Origin of the sequence: Anaerococcus kampingae, from assembly GCF_046365475.1 — a bacterium.
GTDB classification, from domain to species: Bacteria; Bacillota; Clostridia; order Tissierellales; family Peptoniphilaceae; genus Anaerococcus; species Anaerococcus kampingae.
Genome location: NZ_JBGMEF010000035.1, coordinates 1 through 14627, shown reverse-complemented (window position 1 = coordinate 14627; position 14627 = coordinate 1). Strand labels below are relative to the sequence as shown.

General features: G+C 33.8%; 13 protein-coding genes. All 13 read right to left on the bottom strand.

Annotated features, from left to right (window positions below):
- Window positions 1-64: 64 nt before the first annotated feature.
- The 13 genes from rpe to plsX all read right to left on the bottom strand — a co-directional run bounded on the left by rpe (window position 65) and on the right by plsX (window position 14524).
- The gene (rpe, locus tag ACCQ42_RS08495; RefSeq protein WP_265213347.1) at window positions 65-721 is read right to left on the bottom strand and encodes a ribulose-phosphate 3-epimerase; all 657 of its coding nucleotides are present in this window, start codon (window positions 719-721) and stop codon (window positions 65-67) included.
- Window positions 715-1584 carry a ribosome small subunit-dependent GTPase A gene (gene rsgA, locus ACCQ42_RS08490; RefSeq protein WP_410035920.1) on the bottom strand — a complete coding sequence of 290 codons (870 nt, stop codon included), beginning with the start codon at window positions 1582-1584 and terminating at the stop codon, window positions 715-717. The genes rpe and rsgA overlap by 7 nt, the downstream gene beginning before the upstream one ends.
- Window positions 1585-3525, bottom strand: a complete 1941-nt coding sequence (gene pknB / locus ACCQ42_RS08485) for a Stk1 family PASTA domain-containing Ser/Thr kinase (protein ID WP_265236722.1) — start codon at window positions 3523-3525, stop codon at window positions 1585-1587.
- Between the two features lie 9 nt (window positions 3526-3534).
- Window positions 3535-4260 carry a Stp1/IreP family PP2C-type Ser/Thr phosphatase gene (locus ACCQ42_RS08480; protein ID WP_265236724.1) on the bottom strand — a complete coding sequence of 242 codons (726 nt, stop codon included), beginning with the start codon at window positions 4258-4260 and terminating at the stop codon, window positions 3535-3537.
- Window positions 4261-4262: 2 nt separating this feature from the next.
- Complete coding sequence (rlmN, locus tag ACCQ42_RS08475) at window positions 4263-5285, bottom strand: dual-specificity RNA methyltransferase RlmN (RefSeq protein ID WP_265236726.1); 1023 nt, start codon at window positions 5283-5285, stop codon at window positions 4263-4265.
- The gene (rsmB, locus tag ACCQ42_RS08470; RefSeq protein WP_410035919.1) at window positions 5278-6564 is read right to left on the bottom strand and encodes a 16S rRNA (cytosine(967)-C(5))-methyltransferase RsmB; all 1287 of its coding nucleotides are present in this window, start codon (window positions 6562-6564) and stop codon (window positions 5278-5280) included. The genes rlmN and rsmB overlap by 8 nt, the downstream gene beginning before the upstream one ends.
- On the bottom strand, window positions 6557-7495 hold the full coding sequence (gene fmt / locus ACCQ42_RS08465) for a methionyl-tRNA formyltransferase (protein ID WP_410035918.1): 939 nt from the start codon (window positions 7493-7495) through the stop codon (window positions 6557-6559). Before fmt ends, rsmB begins: the two co-directional genes overlap by 8 nt.
- Window positions 7488-7973, bottom strand: coding sequence for a peptide deformylase (gene def / locus ACCQ42_RS08460; protein ID WP_265213360.1), 486 nt, complete (start codon window positions 7971-7973; stop codon window positions 7488-7490). Before def ends, fmt begins: the two co-directional genes overlap by 8 nt.
- Before the next feature lie 72 nt (window positions 7974-8045).
- Window positions 8046-11501: a chromosome segregation protein SMC gene (gene smc, locus ACCQ42_RS08455; RefSeq protein WP_463049213.1), complete on the bottom strand. Its 3456-nt coding sequence runs from the start codon at window positions 11499-11501 to the stop codon at window positions 8046-8048.
- 52 nt (window positions 11502-11553) lie between these two features.
- Window positions 11554-12639, bottom strand: coding sequence for an elongator complex protein 3 (locus ACCQ42_RS08450; protein WP_410035917.1), 1086 nt, complete (start codon window positions 12637-12639; stop codon window positions 11554-11556).
- A complete protein-coding gene (gene rnc, locus ACCQ42_RS08445) occupies window positions 12617-13330 on the bottom strand; it encodes a ribonuclease III (protein WP_265236735.1) in 714 nt (237 codons plus the stop codon). Before rnc ends, ACCQ42_RS08450 begins: the two co-directional genes overlap by 23 nt.
- Window positions 13330-13554, bottom strand: coding sequence for a phosphopantetheine-binding protein (locus tag ACCQ42_RS08440; RefSeq protein ID WP_106460058.1), 225 nt, complete (start codon window positions 13552-13554; stop codon window positions 13330-13332). The genes rnc and ACCQ42_RS08440 overlap by 1 nt, the downstream gene beginning before the upstream one ends.
- A complete protein-coding gene (plsX, locus tag ACCQ42_RS08435) occupies window positions 13547-14524 on the bottom strand; it encodes a phosphate acyltransferase PlsX (RefSeq protein WP_410035916.1) in 978 nt (325 codons plus the stop codon). Before plsX ends, ACCQ42_RS08440 begins: the two co-directional genes overlap by 8 nt.
- Between the last annotated feature and the right edge of the window lie 103 nt (window positions 14525-14627).

Genomic DNA, 14627 nt, shown 5'->3' with positions numbered 1-14627 from the left:
CCTTAGGACATGCCCGTCATACAAGAAAGGGTCACTTGCAATTTTTAGCAAGTGACCCTCTCTTTTAATATTTATTAAATATTTCGTGATATTTTTCTATTTGTTTTTTTATATCTTTAGCAAATATATCAGAGCCTACAACTATCTCATCAAGACCGAGTGCTAAGACATTTTCGACATTATCAGTCTTAATTCCCCCATCGATTTGAATCTTAATATCCTTCTTATTTTCATCGATGTAATTTCTAAACAATTTGACAGTATCTATACTTTGCTCCATAAATTTCTGACCACCAAAGCCTGGATTTACACTCATTACGAGCACTAGGTCTATATAGTCAAAATACTCTAAGAGCTTTTTAGGATCTGTAGCTGGCTTTGATGTAAGCCCTACTTCCATCCCAGCTTCTTTAATAGCAAGCAGGGTCTTTTTTAAATCTTTACATGCCTCATAATGAACTGTTAGCCTATCGCATCCTGCCTTTTTAAAATCATCTATATACCTAATTGGATCTTCTATCATAAGATGGGTATCAAAAAAATAATCATTTTTATCTCTTATATCAGATATTACCTTAAAACCAAAGGAAATATTTGGAACAAATATCCCATCCATAACATCTATGTGGATTATCTCAAGTCCTGTACCCCTTGTCTGATCAAGGTCAGCCTGTAAATTAGCAAAGTTACATGAAAGTATTGATGGTGCTAGTTTTACCATTTGTTAAGTCTCCTTTGTTTTAATTCTTCAAAAAGTTGTAGGTAATTTTTATATCTTGATTGGGCGATTTTGCCAACTTCTAAGTCTTCTTTGACCCTGCATGATGGCTCATTGATGTGATTACAATCCTTGAATTTACAGTTTCTATTCCTTAGCTCTACGAAGGTATTTTTAAGATCATTCTCATCTTCTAGAAAATCAAATTCAAAGCTATCAAAGCCTGGCGTATCAAAGATAAAAGTATCTTTAGAAATCTTAAAAATTTCTGTGTGTCTTGTTGTATTTTTTCCTCTTCTAGACTTTTGGCTTATCTCGCCTATTTCTATTTCCCTATCCAAAACATTTGATAGGAAGGTTGATTTTCCAACACCACTTGCTCCGGATACTGCTGAGGTCTTTCCTTTAAGGACTTCTAGAATTTCATCTTTTGGGAAGTCCTTGTAATTATCAATCTCTATTAGCTTGTATGATAAATTCATGTAAATATCTGCTATTTTTTTGATTTTTTCCTGGCTTACTAGGTCTATTTTCGTTAAAATTATTACTACGTCGATATTTAAATACTCACACATAGCAAGATATTTATCAAGGTTGTAGAGATTAAGTGGTGGGTGGTCTATGGTTATAAAAACTAGTAGCTGGTCTACATTTGCAATATTTGGTCTTTTTATCTCATTTCTTCTAGGTAGAAGCTTTGTGATATAGGCCTTTTCATCTTCAAGAACATCCACTTCGACATTATCACCTACCAGTGGCTTTTTATCCTTGACTCTAAAGTTCCCACGGGCCTTGGCCATTAATAAGCTCTCTTCAGTGTCTACATAATATAATTCTTTTTGACTTTTAATTATTTTACCAATCATCTAATTAACTGTATATACTCCATAAGATTCATCATCAACTAAAACTTCCAGCCTGCTAGAAGCTTGTGACATTACTTTAAGAACTAAAACACCATTTTCATTTAATTCTACTGAAGAATGGTAATCATCATAAATAAGCTCTGATCTATTACCTTGTCTATCAATCTGGTAGACTTTTACATTGAAATTATCTTTAGCATTTCCAATATTTAATTTAAGCTGGACTTCCCTATTAGGATTTGTCGCTTCTTTTTCTTCTTCACCTAAACTTATTGTTAAATCTATGGCTGATTCTTCTTTTACTTCAGTACCTGCTCCAATCGACTGATTCATTACTAGGCCTCTTTGAGTATTTGATGAATTTCTGTAGTCTACATTTCTTACTTTTAGGCCAGCATTTTTTGCGGCTGCTATTGCATCCTTCTCGCCCATACCTAAGAGATTTGGTACTTCTACTATTTCTGTTGTGTCTTCTGGACCTACAGATATAACAAGGCTAATCTCAGAACCAGACTGAACGCTTGCTCCTGCTGATGGCTCTTGTCTAATTACTAGGTCTTTTTCAACTGTATTAGAATAATCTGTAGATGTTGTTCCAAGTTTTAATCCTAGTTCCTTTAGGGTATCTTCTGCCTGGCTTAGGTTCATGTTTTTTAGCTGAGGGACTTCTACTTCTCTTCCAGAAGAAATTACAAGATAAACTACACTACCTTTTTTAGCTTTAGTGGATGCATCAGGGTCTTGACTCATAACCTTACCCTTTTCATATTCATCACTTTCTGCAGTTCTTGAAATATTTGCCTTAAAGCCTCTACTTTCAAGTTGTTTTACTGCTTGTTCTTGAGTTAAGTTTACTACTGTAGGTATTTCTATTTCATCTTGGTTAAACATTGTTGAGAAGAAATAGACAGCCCCTACTAATATAAAGGCCAATAAAGCTAGTGGCCAAATCTTTATTGATGTTTTCTTGGATTCTTTCTTCGACTTCTCTTCTTGAGTGGATACATAGATAGCTTCCCTGTCGTCTTCGTAGTAATCGTCTACTTCTTCCCTTTTCTTTTTAGGTACTACTATAGGGATTCTTGCTGTATCTTCAATCTCTTCTGTATTTTTAACTAAGGATTCATCATCTAAAGCTTCTATTAATTCACTTGCATTTTGGAATCTCTCGGTTGGATCCTTTTTAAGTAGTTTCATTATTATATAATTCAAGTGTAGGGATAGGTCGGGATTTAATTCTCTTGGTGGAATTGGATTATCTTGTATATGCATCACTGCAATTCCAACCGAGTTGTCTGCATCAAAAGGCACCCTTCCTGTTGCCATCTCATACATTACGGCCCCTAGAGAGTATAAATCTGACTTTTGATCTACAATCTTACCCTTTGCTTGTTCTGGTGATATATAATGGACTGTACCTAATATCGAGCTTGTATATGTTATGGTTGCGTTGGACGATACCCTAGCTATACCAAAATCGGTTACCTTTGCTAGACCAAACTTATCTATAAGTATATTTTGTGGCTTGATATCTCTATGGATTATACCTGAAGCGTGGGCTGATTTTAAAGCCTGAGCTATTTGTGTAGAATAATCAATAATATCATAATTGGATAGGATTTTTTCCCTATCTATTAGATCTTTTAGGGTCTCTCCTTCTACATACTCCATTACTATGTATTGGATAAGCTTGCCATTTAGCATGTCTTTTCCAATATCATATACATTAACTATATTTATATGGCTAAGTCTCGCTGCGGACTGAGCCTCATTATTAAATTTCTTTAAAAATTCGTCATCTTCGGCGTATTGGTCTTTGAGTACTTTAATTGCCACAAACCTACCCAGAAGCCTATCCTTGGCCTTGTAGACCTTGGCCATGCCTCCCACGCCGATTTCCTTTATAATTTCATATCTACTATCTAAAACTATATTTTCCATATTACCCTCTTATAGTAAAATAGTTGTAACTGTAATATTGTCTCTTCCTCCACTTTCTATAGCTTCTTCTATCAAAAGAGACGAAATTTCATAAGGGTCAGTCTTATCTTTTACTATATTTTCTATTTGTTCATCTGTAATCTCATTTGTCAAGCCATCTGTTACCATTAAAATAAGGTCCTTATCTTCCATATCAAAACTTCTACTATCTGGCGATACTTTTGCTTCTGTTCCCACCGCTTTAGTTATGGCTGCCTTATTTATGAAATTTTCAGCTTCATCTTCTGTTAAAGAGCCGGAATCTAGTAAATCATTTACAAGAGAGTGATCACGAGTTAACCTTCTAAGCTCGCTATTTCTATAGATGTAAGCTCTTGAGTCACCAAGATGTGACAAATGATAGACTTTATTTTTGTGATCTATGCAAAGACAGACTACTGTTGTTCCCATCCTGTCATAGTCTTCTTGAGAAGATAGTGAGAAAATCTCATTGTTTGCATAGATTATAGCTTCTTCTTGGAGCTTTAATAGAGAATCATAGGCATTTAAATCTGCTTTTTTAACATAATCTATAAATAAATTTACAGCCATTTTGCTTGCAATTTCTCCCTTGCTATGGCCTCCCATACCATCAGCTACTATGAAGAAGTCAACGTTATCTAAACTAATATTTGAAAATGAATCTTCATTTTCGCTTCTTATTTTACCAATATTTGTAATTGAAGAAAATTTCATTCTTACCTCGCATAATTATTTCTAAGCTGGCCACAGGAAGCGTCTATATCTTGACCCATGGATTTTCTTATAGTGGCATTTAGGCCCCTTCTGCTTAGTTTATTTTTAAATTCATCTAAAGCACTCATCTTTGGTTTATCATGTTTAAACTCCTCGATCGGGTTTAGAGGAATTAGGTTTATATGTACATTTTTGCCAAATAAGAGATCGTGTAAATTTTCTACATCTTCATCTAGGTTATTTACCTTATCGATTACAACATATTCAAAGGAAACCCTTCGGCCTGTTTGATCAAAGTAATAATCTGTAGCCTTTATAAGCTGGTCAATAGAGTATTTTTTGGCTATTGGCATAAACTTAGCTCTTTTTTTATCATCTGCATAGTGAAGAGAGACAGCTAAGTTTACATCTAATTTTGTATCAGCTAGCTTGTAAATTTGTGGAACAAGTCCTGAAGTTGAAAGGGTTATTGACCTATGAGAAAGATTTCTACCCTTAGGGTCTGTGATAATTTCAATGAACTTTTCTATATTTGTAAAATTATCCAAAGGCTCGCCTATGCCCATTATTACAATATTTGAAATAGGTCCATTTAATCTTTCTAGGAGGTAAACCTCTTCTATTAATTCAGATGCTGTCATATTTCTTACTAGGCCATTTTTGGTAGATGCACAGAAAGTGCACCCCATCCTGCAGCCAACTTGGCTTGATATGCAGATTGTAGACCTATCCTTATAATCCATATAAACTGCTTCTATAATATTTTTATCATCTAATTCTAAAAGATATTTCTTTGTAGAATCTAGCTTTGAGCTAAAAGTCTCTAAAAGCTTCACACTATCAATCTTAAAGTCTTTCTTAAGCTCTTCTCTCATCTTTAGGGGAAGGTCTGTCATCCCCTCAAAATCATTTATCCTATTAACATGGATATTATGAAATACCTGTTTAGCCCTAAATTTTTGATAAGATTTTTCTTTGAATAAGTCTTCAATTTGACTTATATTTTTATCATTTATACTAATCATTTATCTTCCTAAACTTGGATATGAAAAATCCATCACATCCATCTTCAAAACTCCTGTATTCCTTAAAAGGCTCTCCCTCTATGTCTATACTTTCTAAATTTATCTTAGCCTTCAGATATAGGAAATTATCCCTATTTTCTAAAGGGCCTATGGTACAGGTTGAGTATAAGAGAATCCCGTCTTTTTTAAGGTATTTTATAGCTTGGTCAAGGATTTCTTTTTGCAGGCTAGCTAGCCTTACAATCGTTTCCTTATTTCTATTATATCGTATTTCTACTTTTCTTCCTACTACCCCAAGACCAGAACATGGAGCATCTACTAAAATATAATCAAATTTATTTTCAAAATCCTCTACAAATGTAGAAGCATCGTGGTTTGTGATAGAAATATTTTTTAGTCCCAACCTTAAAATATTTTCTTCAATAAGTTTATTTTTAGAAGAAGATATGTCATTTGCGATTATTTGGCTAGTATTATTGGTTATCTCTGCCAAATATGACGTCTTTGTACCTGGTGCAGCGCATAAGTCTAATATTTTAGAATTTTCCTTAGGATCTAGGACTTCTACAGCCTTCATTGATGATTCCTGTTGGATAATAAAATAACCTTCTTTAAAATATTTGCTTGCTGCAAGGGAGGCTGGATTTTTGACTATCAAGGCATTTTTCGCAATTTTTCCATCTTCTATTTGATAGCCTTCTGCTTCTAACTTCTCTCTTAATTCATCTTTGCTTATCTTTAGCTTATTTACCCTTATTGAAAGATTTTTAAGGCTATTTGCATCTCTAAGATAGGCCTTGGTATAGTCCATCCCATAATTGTCATAGATATATCTGGTAATTTCTTCCGGGAAGGAATATCTTATCGAAAGGCTTTTTATATCATCAGTCTCATAGATAGTTGCTATTTCCTTTTCATCCCTTATGAAATTTCTAAGAATGGCATTAACAAAGGCTGAAGACTTTTTGTTTTTTTCCTTACTTAGGTCAACAAGCTTATCAACAGTTGCATAATCTTTTGTATCTAAGAAATGAATGTTATAAATTCCAATTTCTAGGATAAGAAGGATTGACTTGTGGATTTTTTTAAGCCTTATAGAAGATAATTTTCTTATCATATAGTCTATATAGATTTTATTTTCCAATACTCCGTAGACATTTTTGCTGACGAAGGCTAAGTTTTCTGCCTTGTCAGCATACTTATTTATCATGTCGTTAGATTTTTTATCTTGGTAGACAATGGCGTAGAGAATATTAAATATTATCTTTAAATCAGTCATTTTCTATGATATATCCTATTTCTAGGTCATTTCCTAATAAGAAGCTCTTTGTATCCATGGCCTTTTTGCCCGGAACTTGGATTTTTTCGATTCTTATAGCAGAATCTCCTGTTCCTATTAAAATTAGGTCATTTTTATTTGCTGCTAGAATTTCGCCAGCCTTGCCTTTTTTATCGGAAGCTAGGCTTGCCTTATGGATTTTAATATTTTCACCCTTATATGGAAAATAAGCCACAGGAAAGCCAACAAAGGCTCTTATTTGGTTTAAAATTTCCCTACTTGTCCTTGTAAAATCAATCCTTCCCATTTCCTTTGATATCTTTGTGCAGAAGGTCGCCTTTGAATCATCTTGTTTAATTCTTTTTGCATAGACTTCATCAAAGTTTAAAATAGCTTCTCTAATGGCCTCTGCACCAAGGGCTCCTAGCTTATCTTCTAGGTCAAAGTAATCTTCACTTGGACCTATTTGATAATCTTTTTGGATTAGGATATCACCAGAATCCATGCCTTTTTCTATGAGCATGGCTGTAGCTGATGTTTCCTCTTCACCATTTAGTAGGGAAAATTGTATAGGACTTGCTCCCCTATACAGTGGTAATTTTGAAGGGTGGAGGTTTATTATCCTGTCCTTAAAATTATCTAGTAAAACATCTTTTAGAAGTTGGCCAAAGGCAACTACTACTATAAAGTCGATTTTAAGGTCCTTAAGTAGGCCCACAAATTCTTCTGTATTTACAGAATCTGGTGTCTCAACTCTAATTCCCTTATCTTCTGCATACTTTTTAATCTCTGTTGGAGAAAATTTATTCCTAGACCTCTTCTTATCCTTGCTAGATACAACTAGGCTTACATTTATATTTTCATCATTATAAAGAACATCCAAAGTCTGCACTGCAAACTTTGGATTGCCCATAAAACATATATTAATCATTTATTTCTTCTTGGTCCTCAAATTTAATTTCTTCGATGTATTTATCCTTAAATAATATTCCATCTAAGTGGTCGATTTCGTGTGATAGAATAACTGCTGGGAAACCATGAGCATCCCAAATCTGTTCCTTACCTTCTTCATCAAGGTATTTTACCTTTACATGCTCAGCTCTTTTAACCGTAGCGTTGAAATCTGGTATAGATAGGCAACCTTCTACTCCGATTTGTTCACCATCTTTTTCTATTATTTCAGGGTTTACAAGCTTAACTAGGCCTGTCTGTCCATCTTGAGGGTCTACTACTATTACTCTTTTAAGTATTCCTACTTGTGGAGCGGCAAGGCCTACTCCGTTTGCATCATACATTGTTTCTGCCATGTCATCTAATAAAATATTAATCCTATCGGTAACTTGGTCTACTTCTCTTGAGACCTTTCTTAAGATTGGGTCTCCATCTATTCTTATATTTCTAATTGCCATATTTCCTCCTTATTTAGAGTTGCAATATTATCTCTCTTTATCCTTTATATTTTACTGGTTTTAGGCTAATTTTCAATTATCCTTAAAGGCTATAGAGTATAGCCTACTTATACCCTGGTCATCGATTGTTACACCGTGAATTTTTTCTGCAAGCTGCATGGTTGTTTGTCTATGGGTTATCATTATAAATTGGGTCTTATCAGATAGGCTTTTTAGGTATTCTATATATCTTTTTATGTTTGATTCATCAAGGGCCGCATCAATTTCATCTAAGATAGAGAATGGGGCTGGATTTTGTTCAAATATTGCAAAAAGTAAGGCTACTGCAGTAAGAGCCTTCTCCCCACCTGATAGAAGTGAGATTGATTTTAAGGACTTTGATGGTGGTTTCGCTTCAATTTCAACACCAGCTGTAAGGAAGTCCTCGCTGTCTAAGATTAGCCTTGCATCTCCTCCCATGAAGAGGATTTTGAAGATTTTGGTGAAGTTCTCATTAATTATAGCGAAGTTTTTTGAAAATTCTTCCTTCATTTCCTTTTCTAGGGCTAGGATCATTTTTTCTATATCTTCTTTAGCATTTTTCAAATCTTTTATCTGAACTTCGACAAAATCAAGCTCTTTGGCAACATTATCGAAGTCTTCAAGAGCTGTAGGAGTAAAATATCCAATCTCATTTATCCTTTTTTGTAAATCTATGAGGTCATTTTTCTTTACCTCAAGCTTTTGGCAATCCTTGTATTTTTCCCACAAGTCCTTTATAGAAATGCTTATAAATGGTGATATTTCATCTTCTAATTGACTGTAAGACTCATTTAAATTTTCTAATTTATAGGAAAGCTTTACCTTTTCGAGGTTTTCCTTGTTAAGGTCTTCTTCAATTTTAGTATTTTGGTCAATCAATTTTGAGTTTTCTGACTCGCAAGCTTCAATATCTTGACCTAAGACTTTTATTTTTTCTTTAAGATTATCGAATTCTTTTACGTATAGGTCAATCGAAGCTATAAGTTTATCATTTTTTAATAAGGATTCTTCAAGGTCCTTATTTAAATTTTTGGCAAGTTTTTCTTGGATTTTGATATTTTCTTTTATATCTGCAAGTTTTTCCTCAATATTTGCCCTGGCATTATCAGCTAAGACCTTATCACGTTTACTTATCTCTAGCTTATTTGTAAGAGCTGATATTTCATCTCTTACCCTATCAAATTCCTTATTTTTCGCTTCTAGCCTAGATTCATTTTCAGATATGCCTTGACTGAGTCTATCAAAATCATTTCTTAAAGAGCCTATGTCCATATTATTTATAGGTTTTTCATAGTCAAGATCAGAATCATTTAAGCTTTCCTTATGATTTATCAAAGATTCTATTCTTAGGCTTATCCTTGATATTTCATCACTTATTTCTTTAATTTTTTCTTCTCTTAGGTCGTAGGCTTCTTTTTCTTTAAGAAGTCTTTCTCTTTTTTCGTTAATTTCGGAATCTAGTTTACTTAAGACTTCTTCCAATTCCTGTCTTCTCTCATCTGATTTTTGTAAATTAAGGCTTAAATACTTTAGTTTTTTCTTACGATTTAAAAGATTGACATTTGACCTCTTATTTTTATCAGATCCTGCTACCATTGATCCCCAGTTATTAATAATATCTAGGTTAAGACTTATTATCCTATAACCCTTTATCTTTTTTGATAGATTGATTGCAGCATCTATATCTTTTACAACTACGGTTGACCCTAAAAAGTGATTGATAACGCCAGATAATTTATCATCGTAAGCCACGAGCTCGTAGGCCATAGCTATTACTTCTGGAAAATTTGGCCTTTCTTTTCTATATGAATTGATCGAATCTATAGGCAGGAAGGTAATCCTTCCAAGCTTTTCCCTATTTATAAAGTTAATAAGCTCTCTAGTATCTTCTTTTGACCTTGTGACAATATTTTGTAGGCCAGCTCCCATTAGGTTATCAATTATTTCCTCATAGCCAATTTTAACTGAGATTAAATTGGCAAGGGTGTCTACATAAAAACCTGCCATGGCGCTTTCTTTGGTCTTCTTGAGGAAGTCTTGGATTTGATAAAAGTATCCCTGGTTTTTATCAAGGCTATCTTTTTCTATCCTCATATCAGCCATTAATGACTTAATTTCTAGCTTCAAATTGTTTAATTCATTTAAAGTTTCCTTATACTTGTCATCCGCATTTTTGATGTCGTTTGCTAGAGTGGTTATAGCCATTTCTTGGTCATTTTTTTCTTTAAGTAAGGCTTCTTGATTTTCTTTGCTTGAATCAAGCTTTTGACTTAAATCTAAAATTTCCTTATCTAAGGCCTCTAATCTTTGTTTTTTCTCAGCCAAATCTTTTTGTCTTTTTTGATCAATAATAGCCCTAGATTTTTCAAAGACTTCATAATCTAAGATTTGTTCTTTTGTCTCTTCCGAACTTGACCTTTGACTATCTAAGATAGTATTTAATTCTGATATCTCTTTTTCTAAAGATATTTTTAAATCTTTAGCCTTTCCCAAATCATTTTCTAAGGATGATATCTTTTCGGCAATTTCTCTTAGTTCCTTATTTTTTAGGTCAAAGGATTTATTTTCACTTATTAAAGAATCCTTTAAATTTTCTAGATTTTCTTCTATCCTAGCCTTATCTCTAAGGTCATAATCCTTTTTTTGGATATTTAGGTCAAGATTCGCCTTAGAGCGTTCGATGTTTTTCTCATAAGTCTCTGCTTCTACCTTGGACCTATCTAGGTCTTCTCTTAAAGTCTCATATTTTTTCTTAAAAGGTCCAAGTTTTTCTAAAATTTCAGAATGACTTGATTCTAGGCTTGCTAATTTATTTTCGCTTTCCTTAAGTTTTAAATTTATCTCATCCCTTTTTTTAATCAAATCGTAGGATTTATTTTTAAGGTAGAAGTAAGCTTTTTTGTTAATATCTTCGCTTAATTCTTTATGGGCTAGGTAATTATCCTTGTAGGCCTTAAGAAGGCCATAATCCTTTTTCTTATATTCTAATTCCTTTTCGATTATCTCTAGGTCTTCGCTTACAGCTTTTAATTTCTTATCAGCTTCTTCTCTTCTGTACTTGTGTTTTGAAATTCCGGCAGCTTCCTCAAAAATCGCCCTCCTATCAGCAGGAGTTGACATAATTATTTCATCAATCCTACCCTGGCCAATTATTGAGTAGCCTTCTTTTCCTACTCCAGTGTCGAAAAATAATTCTCTAATGTCCTTAAGCCTGCACCTTTTGCCATTTATCTTGTATTCATTTTCCCCAGAACGATAAATTCTCCTGGTGATGCTCACCTTATCATAGGCAAGGTCTAGCCTTTTATCCTCGTTTGAGAAATTAAGACAGACTTCTGCTATGTTCATCGCATTTTTTGCACCTTGAAAGATTACATCCTTCATATTTGAACCACGGAGGCTCTTTATAGATTGCTCTCCCAAGACCCATCTTACAGCATCAGAAATATTAGATTTGCCAGATCCATTAGGTCCAACTACAGCAGTAATTTGACTATCAAATTCAATTTTTGTTTTATTTGCAAAGGATTTAAAACCCTTTAGTTCTATACTTTCTAGTCTAATTTAAATCACCACCGTATTTTTCTTCTACATAATCATCGATAAATTTATCTATATCTAAGTCGTATTTTTTCCCACAAGAAATAATATAAGATGAATCGCTTGATTTAAATTTAAGCTTAACCTTATATTTTTGATAAAAGTAATTCTTGTTTGATTTTTTATTGCCTGCAATTATTGAAATATCCCTATCATTTGTAAAAATTTCTAGGTCATCCTTTAAATCTAATTCTTTAATGAGCTTTTCTAAATATAACCTATAGATATAGGATTCTACTTCTTGCCTTAGGGCCGGATGGAAGGGTCCTGCTACTACATCTGCTCCTTCATTGATATTTTCTGTAGGCTGAAGGCCAATTCTAATGACATTAATATTTCTATATTCATAAATCATTAGGACTTCTGCAGATATTTCTATGGCATTATCCAGGCTTAGAGGCTTGTAAAGACCTGCCTGGTAGAGTTTTTCAAGCTTGGTGTCCTTGATTACTAAGGTTGGATAAATCCTAGCTATATCTGGACCAATCTTTGCTGATTTTATAGCTGTTGCAATTATTTTCTCCCTAGAATCCTTATATAGACCTGGCATTATTTGATGGCCTAGCTTAAATCCAAAATCTTTTATTAGCTTACTTGCTTTCTCGCTATCGCTTACCTTATGGCCCCTTTCGTTTGAATCTAGGACTTCTTGATCAAAGGATTGGATTCCTAGTTCTATGGTATCGACTTCATAAGATTTTAAGATTTCCAGAATGGAATTATTTATATAATCAGGTCTAGTTGAAAGTCTGATTCTATCAATAATTCCCTTCTTTTTGTAGGCCCTTGCTATTTTTAAGTATGAAATCATTGTATCAAGGGGAAGTCCTGTAAAAGATCCTCCATAGAAGGCTATTTCCTTACTTGTTTGCTTATCTTTAAAATATTTTAGGTAGTCTTCTATTTGCCTTACAATACTTGACTCATCTGCCTTATCTTTGTAATTTGTAATCTTTACCTGGTTACAAAAGGCACAATCGTGAGGGCAGCCCAAAAATGGAATAAAGATTGGTATTATTTGATTAGACATTTTTGATACGCTCATAGGCAAGTTTTGCTGCCATCTGCTCGGCTGTTTTTTTATTCTTGCCAATTCCTTCTGCTAAGGCCTTGCCATTTAACCTAACTTCCATAGTAAAAGTCTTATCATGCTCAGGACCTTCTTCTTTTATAAGTTCATAGGTCAAATTTTTCTTGTTCTTGGCGTTGTAATACTCTTGCAGACGGGTCTTATAGTCTAAGAATAATGAATCATCATTTATTATCTCTAATACTTCATCCTTATAATTTTTGTATAAAAACTTGCACAAGTCATCATAGGAGGAATCTAGGTAAATTGCAGCACAAGTAGCCTCAAAGGTATCAGCCTTGACATGCTTTTTAAGCTTGCCCCCTTGTTTTTTCTCTCCCATTCCAAATCTTAAATATTTAGTTAAAGCAAATTTTTCGCTTGCCTTGGCAAAGGAATCTGTGCAGACTATTCTTGACCTTGTTCTTGTTAGCCAACCTTCAGGCTTTTGTGTGTAGTGTTTGAATAAATACTCGCTTACTACCATGTCTAGGATGGTATCACCTAAAAATTCTAGCCTTTCGTTTGACTTAATGTTTCCTCTTGCTTCATTTGTGAAGGAAGAATGAGTTAAGGCTACATCTATCAATGCCTTGTCATTGAATGTGTAGCCTATATTTTTCTCAAATTCTTCTATTTTTTCTAGTCTATCTTTTGACAAAGACATTAGTTTTTACTTTCTATAAGGCTTACTATATCTGCTAAGCTTTCAATTTCATCAAGTTCTTCTTCGGAAAACTCAATCTCAAACTCTTCTTCAACAAGCATTATAAAGTCTACAAGGTCGATTGAATCAATGTCTAAGTCAGAAATCTTGCTTTCAAAATCGATATTTGCTACATCAATATCTAAGTTTTCTTCTGCTAATTTTGTTAATTGTTCTCTAATCATTTAATTCTCCTTGAATTTTATTAATTACATCCATGTTTATATATTTAATTAGGCCTTTGATGGCATTTGATATGGCTATTTCATTTGCATTACCATGTGCCTTATATACATAGGATTTTACCCCTAATAAAGGAGCTCCTCCAACTTTTTGGGCACTGAATTTGCCTAAGGATTCTTTAAGGTCATTTTTTATAGTGAGGGCTGCCATTTTATTCTTAAATGACTTATAAAATACTCCCTTAAGCTCGCCCTTAAGGAGGTCTATGACTCCTTCTGCAGTCTTTATAGCTACGTTTCCTGCAAAACCATCAGCAAGAAGTACATTGACCTTGCCTGTAAATAGGTCTCTTGCCTCGATGTTACCTACAAAGTTGATGTCTCTTTCTTCTAAGAGCTTGTAGGTTTCTTTGGTAAGCTTGTTGCCCTTATGGCTTTCAACCCCTACATTTAAAAGGCCTATCTTAGGATTTTCAACTCCTAGTACATTTTGTAAAAATATCTTACCCATAATAGCAAATTCTTCAAGATAAGCTGGCTTGCAGTCCATATTTGCACCTGTATCCATGAGCATACATATCTCACCTGTGCTTGGCAGACTCGCTGCTAGGGATGGCCTATCTACACCATCTATTCTTTTTGATATAAATATACCACCTGCAAGGAGGGCACCAGTGGAACCAGCTGATAAGAGTCCGTCATAGCCTTCTTCCTTTAATTTATTATAGGCTAAGACTATTGATGCATCTTTCTTCCTTCTTATAGCCCTTACTGGTTCTTCATCATTTGATATAAATTCATCGGTATGGACTATCTCGTAATCTTTGATTCTTCCATTTATGATTTCTTTTAATTGACTTTCATTTCCTACAAATACAGGAATAAAGTCCTCATCCTTTAGGGCAAGTATGGCGCCTTCTACTAAGACCTTGGCCCCTTCATCTGCACCATAGGTATCTATAACAATTTTCATTTAATCCTCTTTATCTTCAATAATTTATACATATTATACTTTTCTTACAAACTTAGGCTATCTTTAGGTAATAAAAAAGGGGCTGTTGCAAAAGTCCTAACAT

What these genes read in the sequence shown, in the direction of transcription:
- rpe (WP_265213347.1), bottom strand. Translation starts at nt 721, where the DNA reads ATGGTAAAACTAGCACCATCAATACTTTCATGTAACTTTGCTAATTTA.
- ACCQ42_RS08480 (WP_265236724.1), bottom strand. Translation starts at nt 4,260, where the DNA reads ATGAAATTTTCTTCAATTACAAATATTGGTAAAATAAGAAGCGAAAAT.
- rsgA (WP_410035920.1), bottom strand. Translation starts at nt 1,584, where the DNA reads ATGATTGGTAAAATAATTAAAAGTCAAAAAGAATTATATTATGTAGAC.
- rlmN (WP_265236726.1), bottom strand. Translation starts at nt 5,285, where the DNA reads ATGATTAGTATAAATGATAAAAATATAAGTCAAATTGAAGACTTATTC.
- ACCQ42_RS08440 (WP_106460058.1), bottom strand. Translation starts at nt 13,554, where the DNA reads ATGATTAGAGAACAATTAACAAAATTAGCAGAAGAAAACTTAGATATT.
- rsmB (WP_410035919.1), bottom strand. Translation starts at nt 6,564, where the DNA reads ATGACTGATTTAAAGATAATATTTAATATTCTCTACGCCATTGTCTAC.
- rnc (WP_265236735.1), bottom strand. Translation starts at nt 13,330, where the DNA reads ATGTCTTTGTCAAAAGATAGACTAGAAAAAATAGAAGAATTTGAGAAA.
- fmt (WP_410035918.1), bottom strand. Translation starts at nt 7,495, where the DNA reads ATGATTAATATATGTTTTATGGGCAATCCAAAGTTTGCAGTGCAGACT.
- pknB (WP_265236722.1), bottom strand. Translation starts at nt 3,525, where the DNA reads ATGGAAAATATAGTTTTAGATAGTAGATATGAAATTATAAAGGAAATC.
- ACCQ42_RS08450 (WP_410035917.1), bottom strand. Translation starts at nt 12,639, where the DNA reads ATGAGCGTATCAAAAATGTCTAATCAAATAATACCAATCTTTATTCCA.
- def (WP_265213360.1), bottom strand. Translation starts at nt 7,973, where the DNA reads ATGGCAATTAGAAATATAAGAATAGATGGAGACCCAATCTTAAGAAAG.
- plsX (WP_410035916.1), bottom strand. Translation starts at nt 14,524, where the DNA reads ATGAAAATTGTTATAGATACCTATGGTGCAGATGAAGGGGCCAAGGTC.